Annotated in this window: 18 protein-coding genes and 1 riboswitch; of the genes, 9 read left to right on the top strand and 9 right to left on the bottom strand. The window is 71.6% G+C overall.

Annotated features, from left to right (window positions below):
- Nucleotides 1-6: 6 nt before the first annotated feature.
- Together ACFMQL_RS06555 and ACFMQL_RS06550 are read left to right on the top strand one after the other, a co-directional pair.
- Nucleotides 7-768: an ABC transporter ATP-binding protein gene (locus tag ACFMQL_RS06555; RefSeq protein ID WP_378784929.1), complete on the top strand. Its 762-nt coding sequence runs from the start codon at nucleotides 7-9 to the stop codon at nucleotides 766-768.
- On the top strand, nucleotides 768-2003 hold the full coding sequence (locus tag ACFMQL_RS06550) for an ABC transporter permease (protein ID WP_364059558.1): 1236 nt from the start codon (nucleotides 768-770) through the stop codon (nucleotides 2001-2003). The genes ACFMQL_RS06555 and ACFMQL_RS06550 overlap by 1 nt, the downstream gene beginning before the upstream one ends.
- Nucleotides 2004-2057: 54 nt before the next feature.
- Here the strand turns inward: ACFMQL_RS06550 and ACFMQL_RS06545 are convergent, their stop codons facing one another.
- From ACFMQL_RS06545 to ACFMQL_RS06525, 5 genes are all read right to left on the bottom strand, one after another.
- Entirely contained in the window at nucleotides 2058-2495 is a 438-nt protein-coding gene (locus ACFMQL_RS06545) for a hypothetical protein (RefSeq protein ID WP_364058564.1), read from the bottom strand.
- A gap of 51 nt (nucleotides 2496-2546) precedes the next feature.
- Nucleotides 2547-3059, bottom strand: coding sequence for a VOC family protein (locus ACFMQL_RS06540; protein ID WP_364058561.1), 513 nt, complete (start codon nucleotides 3057-3059; stop codon nucleotides 2547-2549).
- 93 nt (nucleotides 3060-3152) lie between these two features.
- Complete coding sequence (locus tag ACFMQL_RS06535) at nucleotides 3153-4106, bottom strand: rod shape-determining protein (protein ID WP_364058558.1); 954 nt, start codon at nucleotides 4104-4106, stop codon at nucleotides 3153-3155.
- A 112-nt stretch (nucleotides 4107-4218) separates the two neighbouring features.
- On the bottom strand, nucleotides 4219-5076 hold the full coding sequence (locus tag ACFMQL_RS06530) for an ABC transporter permease (RefSeq protein WP_378784928.1): 858 nt from the start codon (nucleotides 5074-5076) through the stop codon (nucleotides 4219-4221).
- The gene (locus tag ACFMQL_RS06525; protein WP_364058552.1) at nucleotides 5066-6028 is read right to left on the bottom strand and encodes an ABC transporter ATP-binding protein; all 963 of its coding nucleotides are present in this window, start codon (nucleotides 6026-6028) and stop codon (nucleotides 5066-5068) included. The genes ACFMQL_RS06530 and ACFMQL_RS06525 overlap by 11 nt, the downstream gene beginning before the upstream one ends.
- Before the next feature lie 205 nt (nucleotides 6029-6233).
- On the opposite strand from ACFMQL_RS06525, the gene ACFMQL_RS06520 reads away from it, so the two are divergent.
- Nucleotides 6234-7286 (top strand): hypothetical protein, encoded by a 1053-nt coding sequence (locus ACFMQL_RS06520; protein WP_364058549.1) that lies wholly within the window; start codon nucleotides 6234-6236, stop codon nucleotides 7284-7286.
- Between the two features lie 10 nt (nucleotides 7287-7296).
- Here ACFMQL_RS06520 and ACFMQL_RS06515 read toward each other — a convergent pair whose 3' ends face one another.
- The gene (locus ACFMQL_RS06515; protein WP_378784926.1) at nucleotides 7297-7791 is read right to left on the bottom strand and encodes a PadR family transcriptional regulator; all 495 of its coding nucleotides are present in this window, start codon (nucleotides 7789-7791) and stop codon (nucleotides 7297-7299) included.
- Nucleotides 7792-7847: 56 nt separating this feature from the next.
- On the opposite strand from ACFMQL_RS06515, the gene ACFMQL_RS06510 reads away from it, so the two are divergent.
- The 4 genes from ACFMQL_RS06510 to ACFMQL_RS06495 all read left to right on the top strand — a co-directional run bounded on the left by ACFMQL_RS06510 (nucleotide 7848) and on the right by ACFMQL_RS06495 (nucleotide 11741).
- Nucleotides 7848-9305: an MDR family MFS transporter gene (locus ACFMQL_RS06510; protein WP_378784924.1), complete on the top strand. Its 1458-nt coding sequence runs from the start codon at nucleotides 7848-7850 to the stop codon at nucleotides 9303-9305.
- Between the two features lie 36 nt (nucleotides 9306-9341).
- On the top strand, nucleotides 9342-9554 hold the full coding sequence (locus ACFMQL_RS06505) for a DUF5302 domain-containing protein (protein WP_364058540.1): 213 nt from the start codon (nucleotides 9342-9344) through the stop codon (nucleotides 9552-9554).
- A 168-nt stretch (nucleotides 9555-9722) separates the two neighbouring features.
- Nucleotides 9723-9864, top strand: a riboswitch (cyclic di-AMP (ydaO/yuaA leader).
- 193 nt (nucleotides 9865-10057) lie between these two features.
- Nucleotides 10058-10657, top strand: coding sequence for a hypothetical protein (locus ACFMQL_RS06500; protein WP_378784923.1), 600 nt, complete (start codon nucleotides 10058-10060; stop codon nucleotides 10655-10657).
- Between the two features lie 238 nt (nucleotides 10658-10895).
- Nucleotides 10896-11741 carry an alpha/beta fold hydrolase gene (locus tag ACFMQL_RS06495; RefSeq protein WP_378784922.1) on the top strand — a complete coding sequence of 282 codons (846 nt, stop codon included), beginning with the start codon at nucleotides 10896-10898 and terminating at the stop codon, nucleotides 11739-11741.
- 152 nt (nucleotides 11742-11893) lie between these two features.
- Here ACFMQL_RS06495 and ACFMQL_RS06490 read toward each other — a convergent pair whose 3' ends face one another.
- Nucleotides 11894-12262 (bottom strand): winged helix-turn-helix transcriptional regulator, encoded by a 369-nt coding sequence (locus ACFMQL_RS06490; protein WP_378784920.1) that lies wholly within the window; start codon nucleotides 12260-12262, stop codon nucleotides 11894-11896.
- 54 nt (nucleotides 12263-12316) lie between these two features.
- On the opposite strand from ACFMQL_RS06490, the gene ACFMQL_RS06485 reads away from it, so the two are divergent.
- Nucleotides 12317-12934, top strand: a complete 618-nt coding sequence (locus tag ACFMQL_RS06485; protein WP_364058531.1) for an NAD(P)H-binding protein — start codon at nucleotides 12317-12319, stop codon at nucleotides 12932-12934.
- A gap of 228 nt (nucleotides 12935-13162) precedes the next feature.
- Here the strand turns inward: ACFMQL_RS06485 and ACFMQL_RS06480 are convergent, their stop codons facing one another.
- Nucleotides 13163-14518, bottom strand: a complete 1356-nt coding sequence (locus ACFMQL_RS06480; protein ID WP_364058528.1) for a DUF4032 domain-containing protein — start codon at nucleotides 14516-14518, stop codon at nucleotides 13163-13165.
- 22 nt (nucleotides 14519-14540) lie between these two features.
- Here ACFMQL_RS06480 and ACFMQL_RS06475 point away from each other — a divergent pair, with 22 nt between their 5' ends.
- Nucleotides 14541-16109 carry a DUF885 domain-containing protein gene (locus tag ACFMQL_RS06475; RefSeq protein ID WP_378784918.1) on the top strand — a complete coding sequence of 523 codons (1569 nt, stop codon included), beginning with the start codon at nucleotides 14541-14543 and terminating at the stop codon, nucleotides 16107-16109.
- Nucleotides 16110-16280: 171 nt separating this feature from the next.
- Here the strand turns inward: ACFMQL_RS06475 and ACFMQL_RS06470 are convergent, their stop codons facing one another.
- Nucleotides 16281-16913 carry a class II aldolase/adducin family protein gene (locus tag ACFMQL_RS06470; protein ID WP_378784916.1) on the bottom strand — a complete coding sequence of 211 codons (633 nt, stop codon included), beginning with the start codon at nucleotides 16911-16913 and terminating at the stop codon, nucleotides 16281-16283.
- Nucleotides 16914-16930 lie beyond the last annotated feature (17 nt).

Genomic DNA, 16930 nt, shown 5'->3' with positions numbered 1-16930 from the left:
TACCCGATGATCGCTCTCACGAACGTGTCCAGGACCTACCCCGGCGGGGTCGCGGCGCTGCGCTCGGTTTCGCTGCGCATCGGCCACGGCGAGCTGGTCGCGATCGTCGGCCCTTCGGGGTCGGGCAAGTCGACCATGCTCAACGTCATCGGCACCCTCGACCGGCCGACGGCGGGCAGCGTGCACATCGACGGCCACGACGTCTCCACGCTGACCGACGACCAGCTCTCCGCGCTGCGCGCCACCACGATCGGCTTCGTCTTCCAGTCCTTCCACCTGGCGCCGAAGGTCCCGGCGCTGGACAACGTGGCCGACGGCCTCGTCTACACCGGTATGAGCCGGGCCGAGCGCCGCCGCCGCGCGGCCGCGGCGCTGGAACGCGTGGGGCTCGGGCACCGCATGGAGCACGAGCCGCACGAGCTGTCCGGCGGCGAGCGGCAGCGGGTGGCGATCGCCAGGGCGGTGGCGGGCGACCCGCCGCTGCTGCTGGCCGACGAGCCCACCGGGGCGCTCGACTCGGTCTCCGGCGCGGGCGTCATGGAGCTGCTGCGCGAGCTGAACGCCTCCGGCACCACCATCGTGATCATCACCCACGACCGGGAGATCGCGGCCGGGCTGCCCCGTCAGGTGCGCATGCGCGACGGCGAGATCGTCTCCGACTCGGCGCGGGACCCGGCGGAACCGGCGCTCTCCGGCGCCTGGAAAAAGGTCACGGGGGCGGCCAGGGGAGTGGCTTCGGGAGCGGTCACAGGGGAGGGCGAGGCGTGATGGCGATCGTCGAGCGGCCGATACCGCCGCAGGCGCGGCCCCGGCCGGTCCCCGCCCGGATGCGGGCCGGCGACGTGCTGCGGGTCGGCGCGGTCGGCCTGCGCACCAGGCCGCTGCGGGCGTTCCTGTCCGCGCTCGGCATCGCCATCGGCATCGCCGCCATGGTCGGCGTGGTCGGGCTGTCGTCGTCATCGGGCGCCGAGCTGGACCGGCAGCTCTCCGCGCTGGGCACGAACCTGCTCACCGTCACCTCGGGCACGACGCTGATGGGGGAGTCGGCGCAGCTCCCGCTGGACGCCGAGGCGATGATCGAGCGCATCGGCCCCGTCCAGGCGGTCTCGTCCGTCGGGAAGGTCGCCGAGGCCAAGGTCTACCGCTCCGAGCACATCCCCGAGGCCCAGACCGGCGGCATCAGCACGTACGCGGCCAGACTCGACCTGCCCGCCACCATCGGCGCGACGCTGAGCAACGGCACCTGGCTGAACGCGGCCACCGAACGCTACCCGGCCGCCGTCGTCGGCGCGACGGCCGCCCGGCGGCTCGGCATCGGCGCGGCCGGGCCGGACACCCAGATCGTGGTGGGCGGCGTCAGGTTCGCCGTGATCGGGGTCCTTGAGCCGGTGGCGCTGGCCTCCGACCTGGACAGCGGCGTGCTCGTCGGCTGGCCGGTGGCGGAGCGGCTGCTGGGCTTCGACGGGCATCCGACCACGGTCTACACCCGGTCGGACGAGTCGCGCCTTGAGGCCGTACGCCAGGTGCTCGGCGCCACCGCCAACCCGCAGGCGCCCAACGAGGTGGACGTCTCCCGCCCGTCCGACGCGCTTGCCGCCAAGCAGGCGACCAGCCAGGCGTTCGCCGGCCTGCTGCTGGGCGTCGGCGCGGTGGCGCTGCTCGTCGGCGGGGTCGGCGTGGCCAACACGATGGTCATCTCCGTGCTGGAGCGCCGGGCCGAGATCGGGCTGCGCCGCTCGCTCGGCGCGACCAGGGGGCAGATCCGCACCCAGTTCCTCGCCGAGTCGCTGCTGCTGTCGGCGCTGGGCGGGGCCGGCGGCGTGCTGCTCGGGACGGGGGTGACGATGGCGTACGCGCTCTACAGCGGCTGGCCGCCGGTCGTGCCCGCGTGGGCGACGGCGGGCGGGCTGGCCGCGACCCTGGTCATCGGCGCCGCCGCCGGCCTCTATCCGGCGGTCCGTGCTTCCCGGCTGTCGCCGACGGAGGCGCTGGCGACGCCGTAGTGGCGCGCGTGCTCGGGGACGGCCGGTGGCGCGCGTCCGAGGCCGGCGGGTCGGTCAGTCGGTGGCGTAGCAGACGGTCTTGCCGATCACCCGGATGTCGCCGCCGTCGCGGGGGTTGAGCGTCAGCTCGAACGTCACCTGGGTGCGCGGGTTGCGGAAGACCGCGACGTCGTCGGCGTCGTCGCGCAGGTCGGTGTCGTCGGCGACGCGGTCGTAGCCCAGCGCGCCCAGCCGTTCGAGCAGCCCGTCGGAGCCGCCGGCGAGGTCGCCTTCAGCGCGTACGGAGTGTCGCACCTGGCCCGGCACGCACGTCTCGTCGTCGAGCAGGCGCACCGCCGAGCGGGTCAGGCCGGAGCCGAGCAGAGTGTCGGTGTCGTGGTCGAGCTGCCGCGCGGCCTCCTCGAAGCCGGGCAGCTCGGACGCGTGCGTGCAGGCCGTCATCGCCGCGACGCAGATGAGCACCGCGGACAGGACGTGACGGCGGGCGCGCACGCTTCGACCATATCGAGGACGCCCCCGCCGGACGAGGGGGTCTCAGCCGGTTCACGGACGCCAGCGGCGCAGGTCGGTCTCCTTCTCGTACGCCTGCGCGTCCGGGTACGTGACCAGCTCGACGGTCGCGCCCCACGGCGTGCGGCAGTAGACGAACCGGTTGTGCGGACCCGCCTCGGGGCCCGGCAACGGCACCGGCTCCGTCAGCGCGGTCCCGCCGGCCTCGGTGACCCGACGCAGCGCCTCGTCCAGGTCGTCCACGTACACCGCGACGTGCTGCCACCCCAGGTCACACGGCACCACGGGGCCGCCCTGCCGTGGCCCCTCGAACTCGAACAGCTCGATTCCCGGTCCGTTCGGCAGGCGCAGCATGCGGACCGCCACCTCGACCGTGCCCTGCGGCACGCCGAGCCGCCGCTCCATCGCCCAGCCGCCCCTTGGCCCCCGCTCGCGGGGGAGGGTGTCGTAGAGCACCTCGGCGCCGAAGGCCCGGGCGAAGAACTCGGTGGCCGCTTCGAGGTCGGGCACGGTGACCCCGATGTGGTCGATGCCGCGCACGGTCATGGGCCTGCCTCCTGTCAGACGGTGCCGGACGGGGTCGCTCATGTACGGCTTTCCGGACGGGTCGCGCGGGATCGCCGCTCTGGTACGGGCCGCTCACGTGCGGCTGCGCAGCCTCCTGATCAGGCCCAGTTCGTCCACGACGCGGCCGAGCCCGAGCGCCACGGCCTCCAGCGGGCGCTCGGCGCGGCGTACCGGCATGCACAGCGCATCGCGCAGGCAGCGGCCCAGGCCGCGCAGCAGCGCGCCGCCTCCGACCACGACCGCGCCGCGCACGCCGAGGTCGGCGGCGAGCTCGGCCGGGCAGCGCTCGACGGTCTCCACCGCCGTGCGCGCGATCGACTCGAACGGCGGCGCGATGGCCTCGGAGATCTTCTGCACGGGGAGCACCAGTTCGTGCTCGCGCCCGGTCTCCGGGTCCCTGGCCCGCACGGTGACCTCAGGATTCATGCCCGTGGAGCGGCGCTTGGCCGACTCGGCCTCCTCGTCGTCGAGCAGCAGGCCGTGCTCCCGCTCGACGAACCTGGCGATCGCCCGGTTGATCGCCAGCCCTCCGTACGGGACCGAGCCCGACGCCACCACCGACTCGCCGGACAGCACGGCGATGCGCGCGCTGTCGCGGCCGATGTCGATCACCATGTGCCCGGTGCAGTCCGACAGCTCCAGGCCCGCTCCGAGCGCCGCCGCCACCGGGTGCGGCACTAGGCGGACGATCCTCGCCTCCGCCTCGTACGCGATGTCGCGCAGCGCCGCCCGGTCGATCGGCGTGCAGTCGCCGGGCAGCGCCATGACGACGCGCGGCCGGGAGTAGGGGTGCCAGTGCACCTTGCGCAGGAAGTGCCGGATCATGCGCCTGGCCAGCTCGGTGTCCGCGGGCAGGCCGCCGCGCACCGGCCAGCATGTACGGCCGCCACCCCCGAGGGCGGCGGCTTCCGCGCCGAACCCGATGACCTTGCCGGTGCGGCCGTCGCACATCACGGCCGAGGGCTCGTCCAGCACGATGCCTCTGCGCTTGGCGTAGATGCGCGTACTGGCGGCTCCAAGGTCCATCGCCAAATCACGACCGAAGAGACTCATCGCCGGACGTATTTCCTGAGCTGCTCCAACGCAACACCAGGAACAGAACCGGGCATTTTTACCGAAACGGGGTTAGTTGCGCGTATCAGCCGTGGCGCGGCTCCCAGCGGAAGTACCTGCGGGCGATGAGCGTCCCGGCCACGATCCACGCCGCGATGAGCAGCAGGCGCGGCGCGGCCACCGCCCACGACTCGGCGAAGCCGACCGCCGGATGCGGGGCGGCCGTGGTGATGTCGAGGCCGAAGTAGCCGATGCGGATGACGTCCACGACCGGAGAGAGCGGCATGGAGGCCGCGATGCGCTGCAGGAACTCCGGCATGCCGGTCAGCGGGAAGCTCGCCTGGGAGGTGGCGGCCAGCACGAGCATCGCCGGAAGCACGGTGATCTGCGCCGACTCGCCGCTCTTGGTCACGCCGGACAGGGCCGCCGCCAGCGGGACGAACATCACCGAGCCCAGCACCACGCCAAGGAACAGCAGCGGCGGGTTGCGGGGCAGGTGCCCGCCGAGGGTGACGATGCTCAGCGTGATGAGCACCGCCGTCTGCGCGACGTAGACCAGGGTGGTGGCCAGGCCGCTGCCGGCGAAGATCGCCGCCTCCGACAGGACGCTGCCGCGCATCCGCTTGAGTACGAGCTCCTCGCGCCGGACGGTGAACACGGTCGTCAGGTGCATGAACGTGACGAAGAATCCGGCCAGGGCGAGCATCCCGGTCAGCGTGTACAGGCCGGTCGAGACGCCGGAGACGTACCCGCTGCGCAGCAGCAGCGCCACGCTGCCCAGCAGCAGCGGGAAGGCGATGGCGGTGAAGAACGCCATCCGGTTGCGAAACAGCAGCGTCAGGTCGAGCCTGGCCAGCCGCCAGGTGTGGCTGAGCAGCAGCGACGGCTGCAGGCCGCGCAGGGACGACGACAGGGACAGCGACGGGAACGTGTCAAGCGCCATGAGCCACCTCCAGGAAGACGTCCTCCAGGGAGGCGCTGCGCACCTCGAGCCGGGTCAGGACGAGATGGTGATCGCAGGCCCAGGCCAGCAGGCGGGCCAGGGCTTGCTGGGTGCCGACGGGGTCGGGGCCGAGCCGGTACTCGACCGTGCCGCCCTCCACCTGGGGCCGCACGCCGCCCAGCTCGGGCAGGTGGTGGGCGGCCACCTGGGCGGGGTGCTGGAAGCGGATGCTGTGGCCGTGGGCGGCCACCACCTCGGCGACGGTGCCCGAGAGCTCGATCCGGCCGGCGTGCATGATGGCCAGCCGGTCGGCGAGCTGCTCGGCCTCTTCCAGGTAGTGGGTGGTCAGCAGGACCGTGGTGCCGGAGCCGACCAGGTCCCGGATGACGGCCCAGGTGTTGCGGCGCGCCTCGGGGTCCATGCCGGTGGTGGGCTCGTCCAGGAACAGCACCTCGGGCCGGGCCAGCGTGGCCAGGGCCAGGTCCAGGCGGCGCTTCTGCCCGCCCGAGAGCTGCCGGACCCGCACCTCCGCCTTGTCGGCCAGCTCGACCCGTTCCATGATCTCCAGGGCCGAGTACGGCTTGCGCGGCGAGACGTCCCGCCAGAAGCGGACGGTCTCGGCCACGGTCAGGTCGCCGAAGAACCCGCCCTCCTGCAGCATCAGTCCGGTGCGGGAGCGGACCTCGGCCCGCTCGGCGTACGGGTCGTGGCCCAGCACCCTGACCGAGCCGGCGGTCGGCGGGGAGAACCCCTCCAGGACCTCGATGGTGGTGGTCTTGCCGGCACCGTTGGTGCCCAGCAGCGCGAACAGCTCTCCGGGCTGGACCTGGAAGGAGATGCCGCGTACGGCCTCGAAGTCACCGTAGCTCCGCCGCAGGCCGCTCACCTCGATGGCGGGCGCGCCCCGGACGCCGTGTGAGATCGGCGACGCTGAAACCTCGTGTGTGATCATCGGTCTCCGCCTTACCTGTGGGTGGGGGTTGCTGTCGGCCGACGGGCAGGCGATCGCACACTAGGCCGCGCACCCTCCTGCGGTGGAGGGAGAAGCTGCCGGATGGCAGCAACAGGCACCTCGATCGGCACCTGGATGTCCGTCATGGACGGTGTTACAGTGCCCGCGCTGATCACTGTCGGGCCTGGAGCTCAGCGGGGGACTCGTGACGGACGCGCCACGGACCACAGAGCACGACGACGGCGCCGCGGCCGAGATGGGGGACCTGCTCGGCGGGCTGCTCCCCGAACGGCTCGCCGCCGGCTACGCGGCCTTCCTCAGCCGGGGCGAGTGCCCGGAGGAGGAGGCGGCCGGGCGTGCCGGATCCCGCGCGGTGCTGGACGAGCTGATCGCCCGCGGCCTCGTCCACCGGGTCGTCTACGCGTCCTCGGCCGCCATCCGGCCCACCGACCCCGCCCTGGCCTTCCGCGACATCATCCACGATCTGCAGCGGCGGCTGATCGAATCGAGCGACCGCCTCGCCGCCGCCTACGGCCGGCTCAACGACGTCCAGCGGATCTTCGCCCGGCGGGCCATCGAGCAGGCCCCCGAGGAGGCCATCAGGATCGTGACCGACAAGGAGGAGATCCACTCCCTGTCGCTGTCGATCATCAACTCGGCGCAGTCCGACTTCCTCGGCCTGCACACCTGGCGCTTCGAGAGGCCGCTGCGCAAGGAGAGCTCGGCCCCGCCGCCGCGCGGCGTGATCTCCCGCGACGTCCGCTGCCGGTCGATCTACTCCACGGAGTACTTCGAGAACGAGGTCGGCCACCACGTGATCCAGAGCTCCATCGCCGAGGGCGAGGAGGTGCGGATCATCCGCAGGCTGCCGATGAAGATGAAGCTCGTCGATGAAGAGGTCGCGATGCTCCCGCTGACGCCCACGGGCGCCGACGGGATCGCCCTGGTCAAGGCCCCCGTCATCGTCAAAGCGCTGCGGCAGTACTTCGAGCTGCTGTGGGACAGGGCCACGCCCGTCGCCGCGCCAGGCGGGGCCGGGGCCGTCCCCGTGCCCTCGGCCCGCGGCGGGCCCACCGAGCTGCAGCTCCGCCTGGTCGGGATGATGGCGCTCGGGCTCAAGGACGAGTCGATCGCCAACCGCACCGGCATGAGCCTGCGCACCGTACGCCGCCACATCTCCACGATCATGGAGATGCTCTCGGCGGAGACCCGCTTCGCCGCCGGCGTCATGGCCGCCAAGCGCGGCTGGATCAAGTGAGCGGGCCGGGTCAGGTTTTCCCGAGGTCGGTGAGGGTGTCGTCGGCCCATTGGAGGCCGGCGCGGGCCAGGGCGAGGCCCAAAGCGTGGGCGTGGCGGCCGAACCGGCCGGGCCGCAGGGCCTCCAGCTTCTCCAGCTGCGCCTGGTAGCGGGCCCTGATGCGCTCGACGACGGCGATCGCCTGATCGCGCTCCATCAGGTGGAGGAGGAACGCCTGGAGCGCGATCTCGCTGCGTGCGGGCAGCACGGGGTGGTGCTCCTCCATCCACGTGCGCAGCTCGCGCTCACCTTCGGGCGTGATCGCGTAGATCTTGCGCCCTCTCGCGCCCTCCGCCTCGACGGTCACGAGCCCGTCGGCGGCCATCTTCACCAGCTCGGGATAGATCTGCGTGTGCCCCGCCTGCCAGACGTGGTTGAGCGAGCCGTCGAACGTCTTGGCCAGGCCGTAGCCGCTGGCGGGGCCGACGGTCGAGAGCAGTCCGAGCAGCGCGATCCGTAGGGACATGGCCGCCAGCATATCGAAGGCTTGACATGTAAAGACTTACATATCACTCTTCACATGTGAGCAATGACAAAAAGGGTGACGGCATCCTCCTGTTCGCCGTCCTCGGCGGCATGTTCCTGGCGATGCTGGACCAGACGATCGTGGGTACGGCGCTGCCGCGCATCGTGGCCGAGCTGGGCGGCGGCACGCTCTACACGTGGGCGGTGACCGCCTACCTGCTGACCTCCACGGTCACCGTGCCGCTGTACGGCAGGCTGTCGGACCAGCACGGCAGGAAGCCGCTGCTGCTGATCGGCATGGTGGTGTTCCTGATCGGGTCGGCGCTGTGCGGGGCCGCGCAGGACATGACGCAGCTCATCGTCTTCCGCGCGCTCCAGGGGCTCGGCGCGGGAGCGCTGATGCCGCTGTCCCTGGCGCTGGTGATGGAGATGTTCCCGCCCGCGTCCGGCGGCGCCCGCGTCCAGGGGGCCATCGGCGCCGTGATGGGGCTGACGTACCTTGCGGGGCCGTTCCTCGGCGGGATCTTCACCGACCAGGCGAGCTGGCGCTGGGCCTTCTACGTGAACGTGCCGATCGGCGTCGTGCTGGTGGCGATCATCGTGCTGCGGCTGCCGTACCGGCCGGGCACCGGCGGCGGCCGGCCCGACTACGCCGGCATCGCGGTCTTCACCCTGGCGGTCACCTCGCTGCTGCTGGGCCTGACCGAGAAGGGGCTGGACGGCCACACCTGGACCGACGCCGCCGTGGCCGGGCCGATCCTGCTGGCGCTCGCGCTGCTGGCCGTCTTCGTGGCGGTCGAGCGGCGGGCGGCGAGCCCCATCATGCCGCTGGAGCTGTTCGCCAACCGCTCGTACACGCTGGTCAACCTCACCTCGTTCGTCACGGCCTTCTCCATGTACGCGGGCGTCGTCTTCCTGCCCCGTTACTTCCAGGAGGCGCTAGGCGCCAGCGCCACCGCCTCGGGCCTGCGCATCTACCCGCTGACGCTGGGCATGGCCGCGGGCAGCGTGCTCATGGGCGCGCTGATGTCGAAGAGCGGCCGGTACAAGCCGTGGCTGCTGGTCTCGCCGTTCCTGCTGGCCGCGGGCGCGCTGCTGTGCCTCAACCTCTCCGTGGACAGCGCGGGCGTGGCGGTCGCCCTGTGGATGCTGCCTCTGGGGCTCGGCATGGGGCCGATGCTGTCCGGGCTGACGGTGGCCGCGCAGCAGTCGGTGGAGCCGCGGCACCTCGGTACCGCCTCGGCGAACCTGACCTTCTTCCGGCAGATCGGCGGCTCGGTGGCGCTGGCCATCGGCGGCACGCTGTATTCGGCGGAGTTCGCCGCGAGCGTACCCGTGGCGGGCGAGGCCGCCGCGCACGCCTCCGCCGCCGCACTGGTCGTGCCGTCACTCGGCGTGACGGGCGCGGTGATCGCACTGGTCGCGCTGGCCGCCCTGCCGGACCGGCGGCTCACCCGCCCGGGAGCGCCTGCCCGGCCGCAGGAGAGCGCGGTGGAGGCCGGTTTCGCGTCATGAACGGCACCATGCGAAGCTGTCAGTATCCCCAACACCATGGAGGTCCTCATGGCGGATACACCGGAGCCGGAAGTCAGCGAGACTCCCGAGGACGAGATGAAGCGCAAGTTCCGCGAGGCGCTCGAACGCAAGCGCAATCAGCAGGCGGGCTCAGGCGCGGGTGGCAGGGGCTTCGATCCATCGAAGATTCACGGGACGCACGGTCCGGCCGCCAGCAAGAGATCGTTCAGGCGTAAGAGCGGCGGCTGAGAAAGCGAAATCCCAAGGGGCACGGCATGCCGTGCCCCTTTCGCATTTCATTCCCGCCGAAGGTAGATCTTTTGTCCGATTCGTGGTGAAACGTTTGCGGGTGTCCGATCCCGTCGTTAGAGTGTTCGCCATTACCAGCCGGTGACCTAGTCCTTACCCAAGACGGACGACCGGCTGGCGCCGAATCCCGAACCTTTCGGGAACCGGGGAACCACCCTCCCCTTGGGGTGAATCCGGCCCCCGTGGCCGGTAGGGCAACTCCACCGCCCGAACCCGTCAGCTAACCCGGTAGGCGTGATGGAGAGGATTGCGTATCACATGTGTCACCAGCGTGTCGTACTCGCGGACCGCTTCGTGTTGACGGCCGCCTGCTGAGCGGCCCCCTTCCCCAGGCTCATCATTTGCGCCGCGCGTAGCGCGCGGGTGCTCTGCCCCGCTGCGCCCATTTCCCCCGAGAGCCCGGCGTAACTCCCCCTGTCCCCTCGTGAAGGGTTAGCTGCTTCATGTCTGCCCGTTTTGGCCTGCGTTCCCTCGCCTCGCTGACCGCCTGCTGCGCGGTCGGCATGACCATCGCCGGCACGGCGGCCCATGCCGACACCAAAGACGAAAAGATCCTGCTCAAGGGCTCGACCACGGCGTCCTACTTCTGGGACGACGGCTCCGGCCGGGCCGGTGACACGGGGCTGCCGGCCAGCGGCAAGCCCATGCAGAAGGGTCTTGCGGCCAGCCCGAGCTGGCCGCTGATGACCGAGGGATACGTGGTCTACAAGGGCAAGAAGGCGCCCTTCTTCGTCGGCGACCGTGGTCCCGGCGAGCCCTCCAATCGCGGCATCATGCTCGACCTCGACGCCAAGACGTTCGCCGAGCTGACCGGCGGCACGTTCAACCCGAACACGCTGCACGTCGACGGCATCGGCGGCCAGGGCCACATCAAGGTCGAGTACGTCATCACCAAGTGGGGCCCCGGCGTGGGCAAGAAGAACCACCCGGTGCCGTTCTCGACCGGCGCCTGGTCCAGGCGCGACAGGAACCCCGCGCCCCCGCCCGAACAGGACGAGCAGGACCAGCAGGCCGGCGGCCGCTCGGTACCCGCCGCGCGCTGACCCGGCGTCCACGCCGTCCGCTGACGCGCACGTCCCCGTCCCCGTGCGGCGTCGCGGATGTGCGCGATCGCCGCGCCGGCGTGCCTTCCCCCTCCGCGCGCCGGCGCGGCGATTCGCGGCAACGGATCTGGCGCGGGCCTGTCATGGCGGCTCGCCGGCGTGCTGCGCGCGTTTCGCGCGCTATTGGCGGACGAATGCCCGCTTTACGGACCGCAACCAGAATGACATTCTGATCGGCGTGACGACCCGTGTAGCCGCAAACGGCATTGAGATCGCCTACGACAGCTTCGGCTCACCCACAGGGCGGCCGCTCCTCCTGATCATGGGGCTCGGCGCCCAGCTCATCCAGTGGGACGAAGGGCTCTGCCGGCTCCTCGCGGAGCAGGGACACCACGTCGTACGGTTCGACAACCGCGACGTGGGCCTGTCCACGCACTTCCACGACGCGGGCGTGCCCCGGCCGGGGGAGCCCGCGCCGTACCGGCTGGAGGACATGGCCGACGACACCGCCGCGCTCATGGACGCCATCGGCTGGCCGTCCGCGCACGTCGTGGGCGCCTCGATGGGCGGCATGATCGCCCAGACGCTGGCGATCAGGCACCCCGAGCGGGTGCGGACGCTCACCTCGATCATGTCCACGCCGGGACCCGACGTCGCCCCGCCCACCCCCGAGGCGATCACGGCGCTGATCACCCCGCCGCCGAAGGACCGCGCCGGGGTGATCGACCAGTCGGTGGCGACCTGGTCGACGATCGGCTCGCCGGGCTACGAGATGGACGAAGAGGCCGTCAGGGAGCGGGCCGGGCTGGCCTACGACCGCTGCTTCGACCCCGCGGGCACGGCCCGGCAGTTCGCGGCGATCAGGGCGTCGGGCGACCGTACGGAGGCGCTGGCGAACGTCCGCGTCCCCACGCTGGTGATCCACGGCGAGGCCGACCCGCTGATCCCGGTGGCCGGCGGCCGCGCCACGGCGGAGGCGGTGCCGGGGGCGCGGCTGGTGACGTACCCGGGGATGGGGCACGACCTGCCGAAGGCCCTCTGGCCCGGCATCGTCGCCGAGATCACCAAGCTGACCTCGGCCTGACCACCGGCCGGCGGCCCGCAACCCTGCGCCCCGGGCCGCCGGCCGCTCCCCGCCTGCCCGCGCCGCCCGCCGCTCCCCGCCCGGCCGTGCCGCCGTTTCAAGCTCACCCGCGTCACTCGCCGCTCCACGCCTGCCCGCGTCGCCCTGAGGCTTCACTTGCCGGTGCTCGACGCGTACTTCTCGCGGCAGCGCATGATCTCGTTGACGTTGCGCTCCGCCCAATCCGCCACCACCGAGATCGGCCCGTGCAGCGAGCGCCCGAGGTCGGTCAGCGTGTACTCCACGCGCGGCGGCACCTCCGCGAACACCCGGCGGGTCAGCAGCCCGTCCTGCTCCATCGCACGCAACGTCTGCGTCAGCACCTTGGGCGTGACACCGCCGATCCGCTCCCTGAGCTGCGTGAACCGCATCGGCCCCGAGACGAGACAGAGCAGCACCAAGGCCGACCACTTGTCGCCGATCCGGTCGAGAACCACCCTGGTCGGGCAGTTCGGGTCGAAGACGTCGCCTTTAGTATCCACGAGGTACTTATAGCACGATGAAGTAACCAGTATCTGATGCATACTCTTGGCGGCATGAAGATCCTGGTCTTTGGCTCGACCGGCATGATCGGTCAGCGCATCGCCGCCGAGCTCCGCAACCGTGGCCACGAGGTGACCGGTGTCAGCCGCCGCGGCGGCACCGCCGAGGGTGACATCAAGGGCGACATCCACGACGCCGCGAGCCTGGCTCCCGGCCACGACGCCGTGGTCACCGCCATCGCGCCGCCGCGCGACGGCACCGAGCCCGAGGGGCCGTTCCTGGAGGCCAACAAGGCGCTCATCGAGGGCCTGCGCACCGCGGGGGTGCGCAGGCTGATCGTCGTGGGCGGCGCGGGCAGCCTCCAGGTCGCTCCGGGCCAGGACCTGGTGGACACGCCCGAGTTCCCCGAGATCTACAAGAAGGAGGCGCTGGCCGGGCGCGCCCTGCTGCGCCTCTACCGTGGGATCGACGACCTTGACTGGACGTTCGTCTCCCCGGCCGCGGAGATCGCGCCGGGGGAGCGCACCGGGGTGTTCAGGGTCGGCGGCGACACGCTGCTCAGCGACGAGCAGGGCCGCAGCTTCATCAGCGCCGAGGACTACGCGGTCGCGGTGGCCGACGAGCTGGAGAAGAACGAGAACGTGCGCAAGCGCATCGGCGTCGCCTACTGACCCCGCCCCACGCGCCCACGCCCGCGCCGCCGGCCGGACCGCCGGCGCGCCCTGCGCCCGTGCCGCCGATCGGACCGCGGCGCGCCCTGCGCCCGTGCCGCCGATCGGACCGCGGCGCGCCCTGCGCCCGTGCCGCCGGCCGGACCGCGCCGCGCCCTGCGCCCGCGCCGCCGGTCAGTGCGGACCTCGCATGCGCGCCGGTCGGCCGGTCGGCGGCGGGGCTCGTGGTTACTTGCCGGCCGATGCGTCGGGTGCTTCTGCCGTGTCGGGCGCATCGGCGGTGTGAGGCGTGTCGGCCGCGTCCGGCGCATCGGTGGCGTCGGGCGTGTCGGGCGCATCGGTGGCGTCGAGGGGGTCGAGCGCTCCGGTCGCACCGGGCGCTCCGGCGTCGTCCGGCAGCAGCGCCTGCTCGTCGGGCTTGTGCACGAGGACGTTCTCCACGTACGACTCCACCGCCTTGGCGAGCCCGACGTCGGCGCCCTCCTGCTCCGACAGGTACCACCGGTGGTCGAGGATCTCGTGGAAGATCTGCGCGGGCTCCAGCTTGCCGCGCAGCTCCACCGGGATGGCTTCGACCGTCGGCTGGAACACCTCGGCCAGCCACCGGTGCGCCACGATGGCCTCGTCCTCGTGGCGCAGCCCCTTGGCGACGCGGAAGCCGTCGAGGTCGTTGAGCAGCCGCCTGGCCTGGTTCTCCTCGACGTCGAGCCCGGTCAGCCTGAGCAGCCGCCGCTGGTGGTGTCCGGCGTCCACGACCTTGGGACGGACGATGAGCCGTCCGGTGCCGACCTTGCGCCGCACCATCATCTCGGCGACGTCGAAGCCCAGCAGGTTGAGCCGCCGGATGCGCTGCTCGACGCGGTGCCAGTCGACCTCCTCGATGATCTCGCTCTCGTTGAGCTCGTTCCAGAGGCGGTGGTAGCGGGTGACGATGTCGTCGGCGGTCTCCATGGGGTCGATCGACGGGTGCAGCAGCCCGCCGGCCTCCAGGTCGAGCATCTCGCCGAAGATGTTCGTGTGCGCGGTGTCGATGTCGCCGAGCCGCTGCCCCTCGCTGATCATCGGGTGCATCTCGCCGGTCTCGGCGTCCACCAGGTACGCCGCGAACGCGCCCGCGTCCCTCCTGAAGAGGGTGTTCGACAGCGAGCAGTCGCCCCAGTAGAAGCCGTTGAGATGCAGCCGCACCAGCAGCACGACCAGCGCGTCGAGCAGGCGGGTGAGCGTGTCGGGGCGCAGGGTGCCCGACATGACGGCGCGGTAGGGCAGCGAGAACTGCAGGTGCCGGGTGATGAGCGCGGCGTCGAGGCCGTTCTCGCGGCCGGTGACGTACGCGACGGGCTCGACGGCGGGCGCGTCCAGCCTGGCGAGGTCCCATAGGAGCTGGTATTCGCGCTTGGCGTACCGCTCGCTGATCTCCTTGATCGCGTACACCTTGCCGGAGAGCCGCGCGAAGCGGACCACGTGCCGCGAGATGCCGCGCGGCAGATCGACCAGGTGGTGCTGCGGCCAGTCCTGCAGCGGAAGTTCCCAGGGGAGGCGGATCAGGTCAGGGTCACCTAGCGCGCCAGTGATCTGGAGGGGCATTTCCTCAGGATATTGTGCGTCGGTGGACGAGTTTCTCAAGTGGTACTTTTCCGACCGTCCGGTCATCGCCGCCATGCTGGGGGCCGATGGCTACGATCACACGCTCGGCGACTTCACCGCGGAGGCCTGGCAGAACCGCGAGCGCGAGCAGGCCCGCTGGCTGGAGCGGCTGTCGAAGGCCGAAGCGCCCACGCTGGACGACGCGATCGACAGAGATCTCGTCGTATCGCAGCTAAGAGGCAACATCGCCATGGCGTCCTGGCCGGTGTGGCGCCGCGACCCGAGCGTCTACCTCGGCTCGATCTTCACGGCCATGTACAACCCCTTCCAGAACCGGCTCAAGCCCGAGCCGGAGCTGGTGAGCGCCGCGATATCCCGTCTGGCCGAGGTGCCCGGCGTGCTGGCCGCCTGCCGCGCCAACCTGGACCCGGACCTGGCCGCCCCGCTGCTGGTCAAGCGCGGGCTCGGCCAGGCGCGTACGGGACGCAACTTCCTCACCCGCACCATCCCGTCGATGGTCGAGGACCCTGAGCTGCGCGCCAAGCTGGCCGAGGCCGCCGAGCCCGCCGCGCAGGCATTCGACGACATCGTCACCTTCCTCGAGGGCTTCGAGTGCGGCGGCACCTGGCGGATGGGGGAGCGGCTCTACTCCACGCTGCTGCGCGAGCGCGAGATGCTCGGCTACGGCGCCGCCGAGCTGCACGAGAAGGGCAAGGCCGCCTGGGCCGAGCTGGACGCCCGCATGCAGGAGGTGGCGGTCAAGGTCAACGGCTCGCGTGACTGGCGGGCCGCCATGGAAGTCGTCATGGACGACCACGCGCCTACCCTCGACGACATGCGCGCCGAGTACGAGGCTGAGACGCGCCGTGCCAGGGAGTTCGTCCGCGAGCACGACCTGGTCACCTTCGCCGAGGGCGAGGAGTGCCTGGTGCTGCCGTCGGCCGAGTACAACCGCCCGGTGCTGGCCGTGGCACACTACCTGGCCCCGCCGCCGCTCAGCGCCTCCCGCCGTGGCGTCTTCTTCGTCCCCTACACCCCGGACGACTTCACCCCCGAGCAGGTACGCCAGCGCCTGCGCACCAACGCGCGGGCCCAGATGCCGTCGATCGCGGTGCACGAGGCCTACCCGGGCCACCACTGGCACCTGTCGTACATCGCGGAGAACCCGCGTACGGTCAGGAAGGTCTTCAGGACGCCGTACTTCGTCGAGGGCTGGGCGCTCTACGTCGAGAAGCTGCTGCACGAGCACGGCTACTTCGACACCCCGGCCACCGAGCTCGCGCACCTCGACTTCCGGATCTTCCGCGCCGCCCGCATCATCGTCGACACCGCGCTGCACTGTGAGGACATGTCGATCGAGGAGGCGGAGACGTTCATGTCGACCAAGGCGTCGCTGTCGCCCGGCACCGCGCAGGGCGAGGTCAACCGCTACTGCGCCTGGCCGACGCAGGCCCCCTCCTACCTGACGGGCGCCATCGAGATCGACCGCATCCGCGAGTCGTTCACCGGCGGGCTGAAGGAGTTCCACGACCGCATCGCGGGCTCCGGCGGCCTGCCGCTCGGCCTGGCCGAGAAGGTCGCGCTGGCCTAGCGACGGCGCCCGCCCGGCCTGGCCACAGGCGGTGCTCCGGCCGGGGGAGTCCTCCTGCCGGGTCGGTCTGAGGCCGCGCGGAGCCATCCGGCCGGGTCGGTCTGAGGCCGCGCGGAGCCATCCGGCCGGGTCGGTCTGACGCCGCGCGGAGTCCTCCTGCCGAGCCCGGCCTCACGCCCGGGGGAACTCCGGTGGGTTGAGCGTGCGCTCGACCACGGCGGCGAGCTGCGCGTCGGTCAGCACGGTGGGCTTGCCGATGCTGGCCGCGCGCACGTACACCTCGCACAGCCACTCCAGCACCCGGGTGGCCTCGAACGCCTCCTCCAGCGTCGCCCCGATGGTCACCCCGCCGTGGTTGGCCATCAGGGCGGCCCGCCTGCCCTCCAGAGCGGCGCGCACGTTCTCGGCCAGCTCGGGCGTGCCATACGTGGCGTAGGGCGCCACCCTGACCACTCCGCCGAGCAGCAGCGTGTTGTAGTGCACGGGCGGCAGCTCGGTCATCGTCGTGGCCACGACCGTGCCGAAGACCGAGTGCGTGTGCACCACGGCCTGCGCGTCCGTGCTCTCGTAGACGGCCAGGTGCATGGGCGTCTCGCTGGACGGCCGCAGGTCGCCTTCGACGAGCCGGCCCGCCATGTCGACGATCGGGCACATCTCGGGGGTCAGCTTGTCGAGCGCGACGCCCGAGGGGGTCACCGCGATGCGGTCGCCGTCGCGCACGCTGAGGTTGCCCGACGTGCCGATGACCAGGCCCAGCTCGACCGCGCGGCGGCCGTACTCGCACAATTGCTCGCGAAAGGTCATAAGCCGGGAATGTAGTG

Origin of the sequence: Nonomuraea fastidiosa, assembly GCF_042751225.1 — a bacterium.
In the GTDB taxonomy this organism is placed as follows: domain Bacteria; phylum Actinomycetota; class Actinomycetes; order Streptosporangiales; family Streptosporangiaceae; genus Nonomuraea; species Nonomuraea fastidiosa.
Note: the sequence above shows the minus strand (reverse complement) of the source record. Positions and strands in the feature narration are given on the sequence as shown.

Coding starts and splice junctions, on each gene's coding strand:
- ACFMQL_RS06555 (WP_378784929.1), top strand. CDS start 7: ATGATCGCTCTCACGAACGTGTCCAGGACCTACCCCGGCGGGGTCGCG.
- ACFMQL_RS06550 (WP_364059558.1), top strand. CDS start 768: ATGGCGATCGTCGAGCGGCCGATACCGCCGCAGGCGCGGCCCCGGCCG.
- ACFMQL_RS06540 (WP_364058561.1), bottom strand. CDS start 3,059: ATGACCGTGCGCGGCATCGACCACATCGGGGTCACCGTGCCCGACCTC.
- ACFMQL_RS06535 (WP_364058558.1), bottom strand. CDS start 4,106: ATGGACCTTGGAGCCGCCAGTACGCGCATCTACGCCAAGCGCAGAGGC.
- ACFMQL_RS06530 (WP_378784928.1), bottom strand. CDS start 5,076: ATGGCGCTTGACACGTTCCCGTCGCTGTCCCTGTCGTCGTCCCTGCGC.
- ACFMQL_RS06525 (WP_364058552.1), bottom strand. CDS start 6,028: ATGATCACACACGAGGTTTCAGCGTCGCCGATCTCACACGGCGTCCGG.
- ACFMQL_RS06515 (WP_378784926.1), bottom strand. CDS start 7,791: ATGTCCCTACGGATCGCGCTGCTCGGACTGCTCTCGACCGTCGGCCCC.
- ACFMQL_RS06505 (WP_364058540.1), top strand. CDS start 9,342: ATGGAGGTCCTCATGGCGGATACACCGGAGCCGGAAGTCAGCGAGACT.
- ACFMQL_RS06500 (WP_378784923.1), top strand. CDS start 10,058: ATGTCTGCCCGTTTTGGCCTGCGTTCCCTCGCCTCGCTGACCGCCTGC.
- ACFMQL_RS06485 (WP_364058531.1), top strand. CDS start 12,317: ATGAAGATCCTGGTCTTTGGCTCGACCGGCATGATCGGTCAGCGCATC.
- ACFMQL_RS06480 (WP_364058528.1), bottom strand. CDS start 14,518: ATGCCCCTCCAGATCACTGGCGCGCTAGGTGACCCTGACCTGATCCGC.
- ACFMQL_RS06470 (WP_378784916.1), bottom strand. CDS start 16,913: ATGACCTTTCGCGAGCAATTGTGCGAGTACGGCCGCCGCGCGGTCGAG.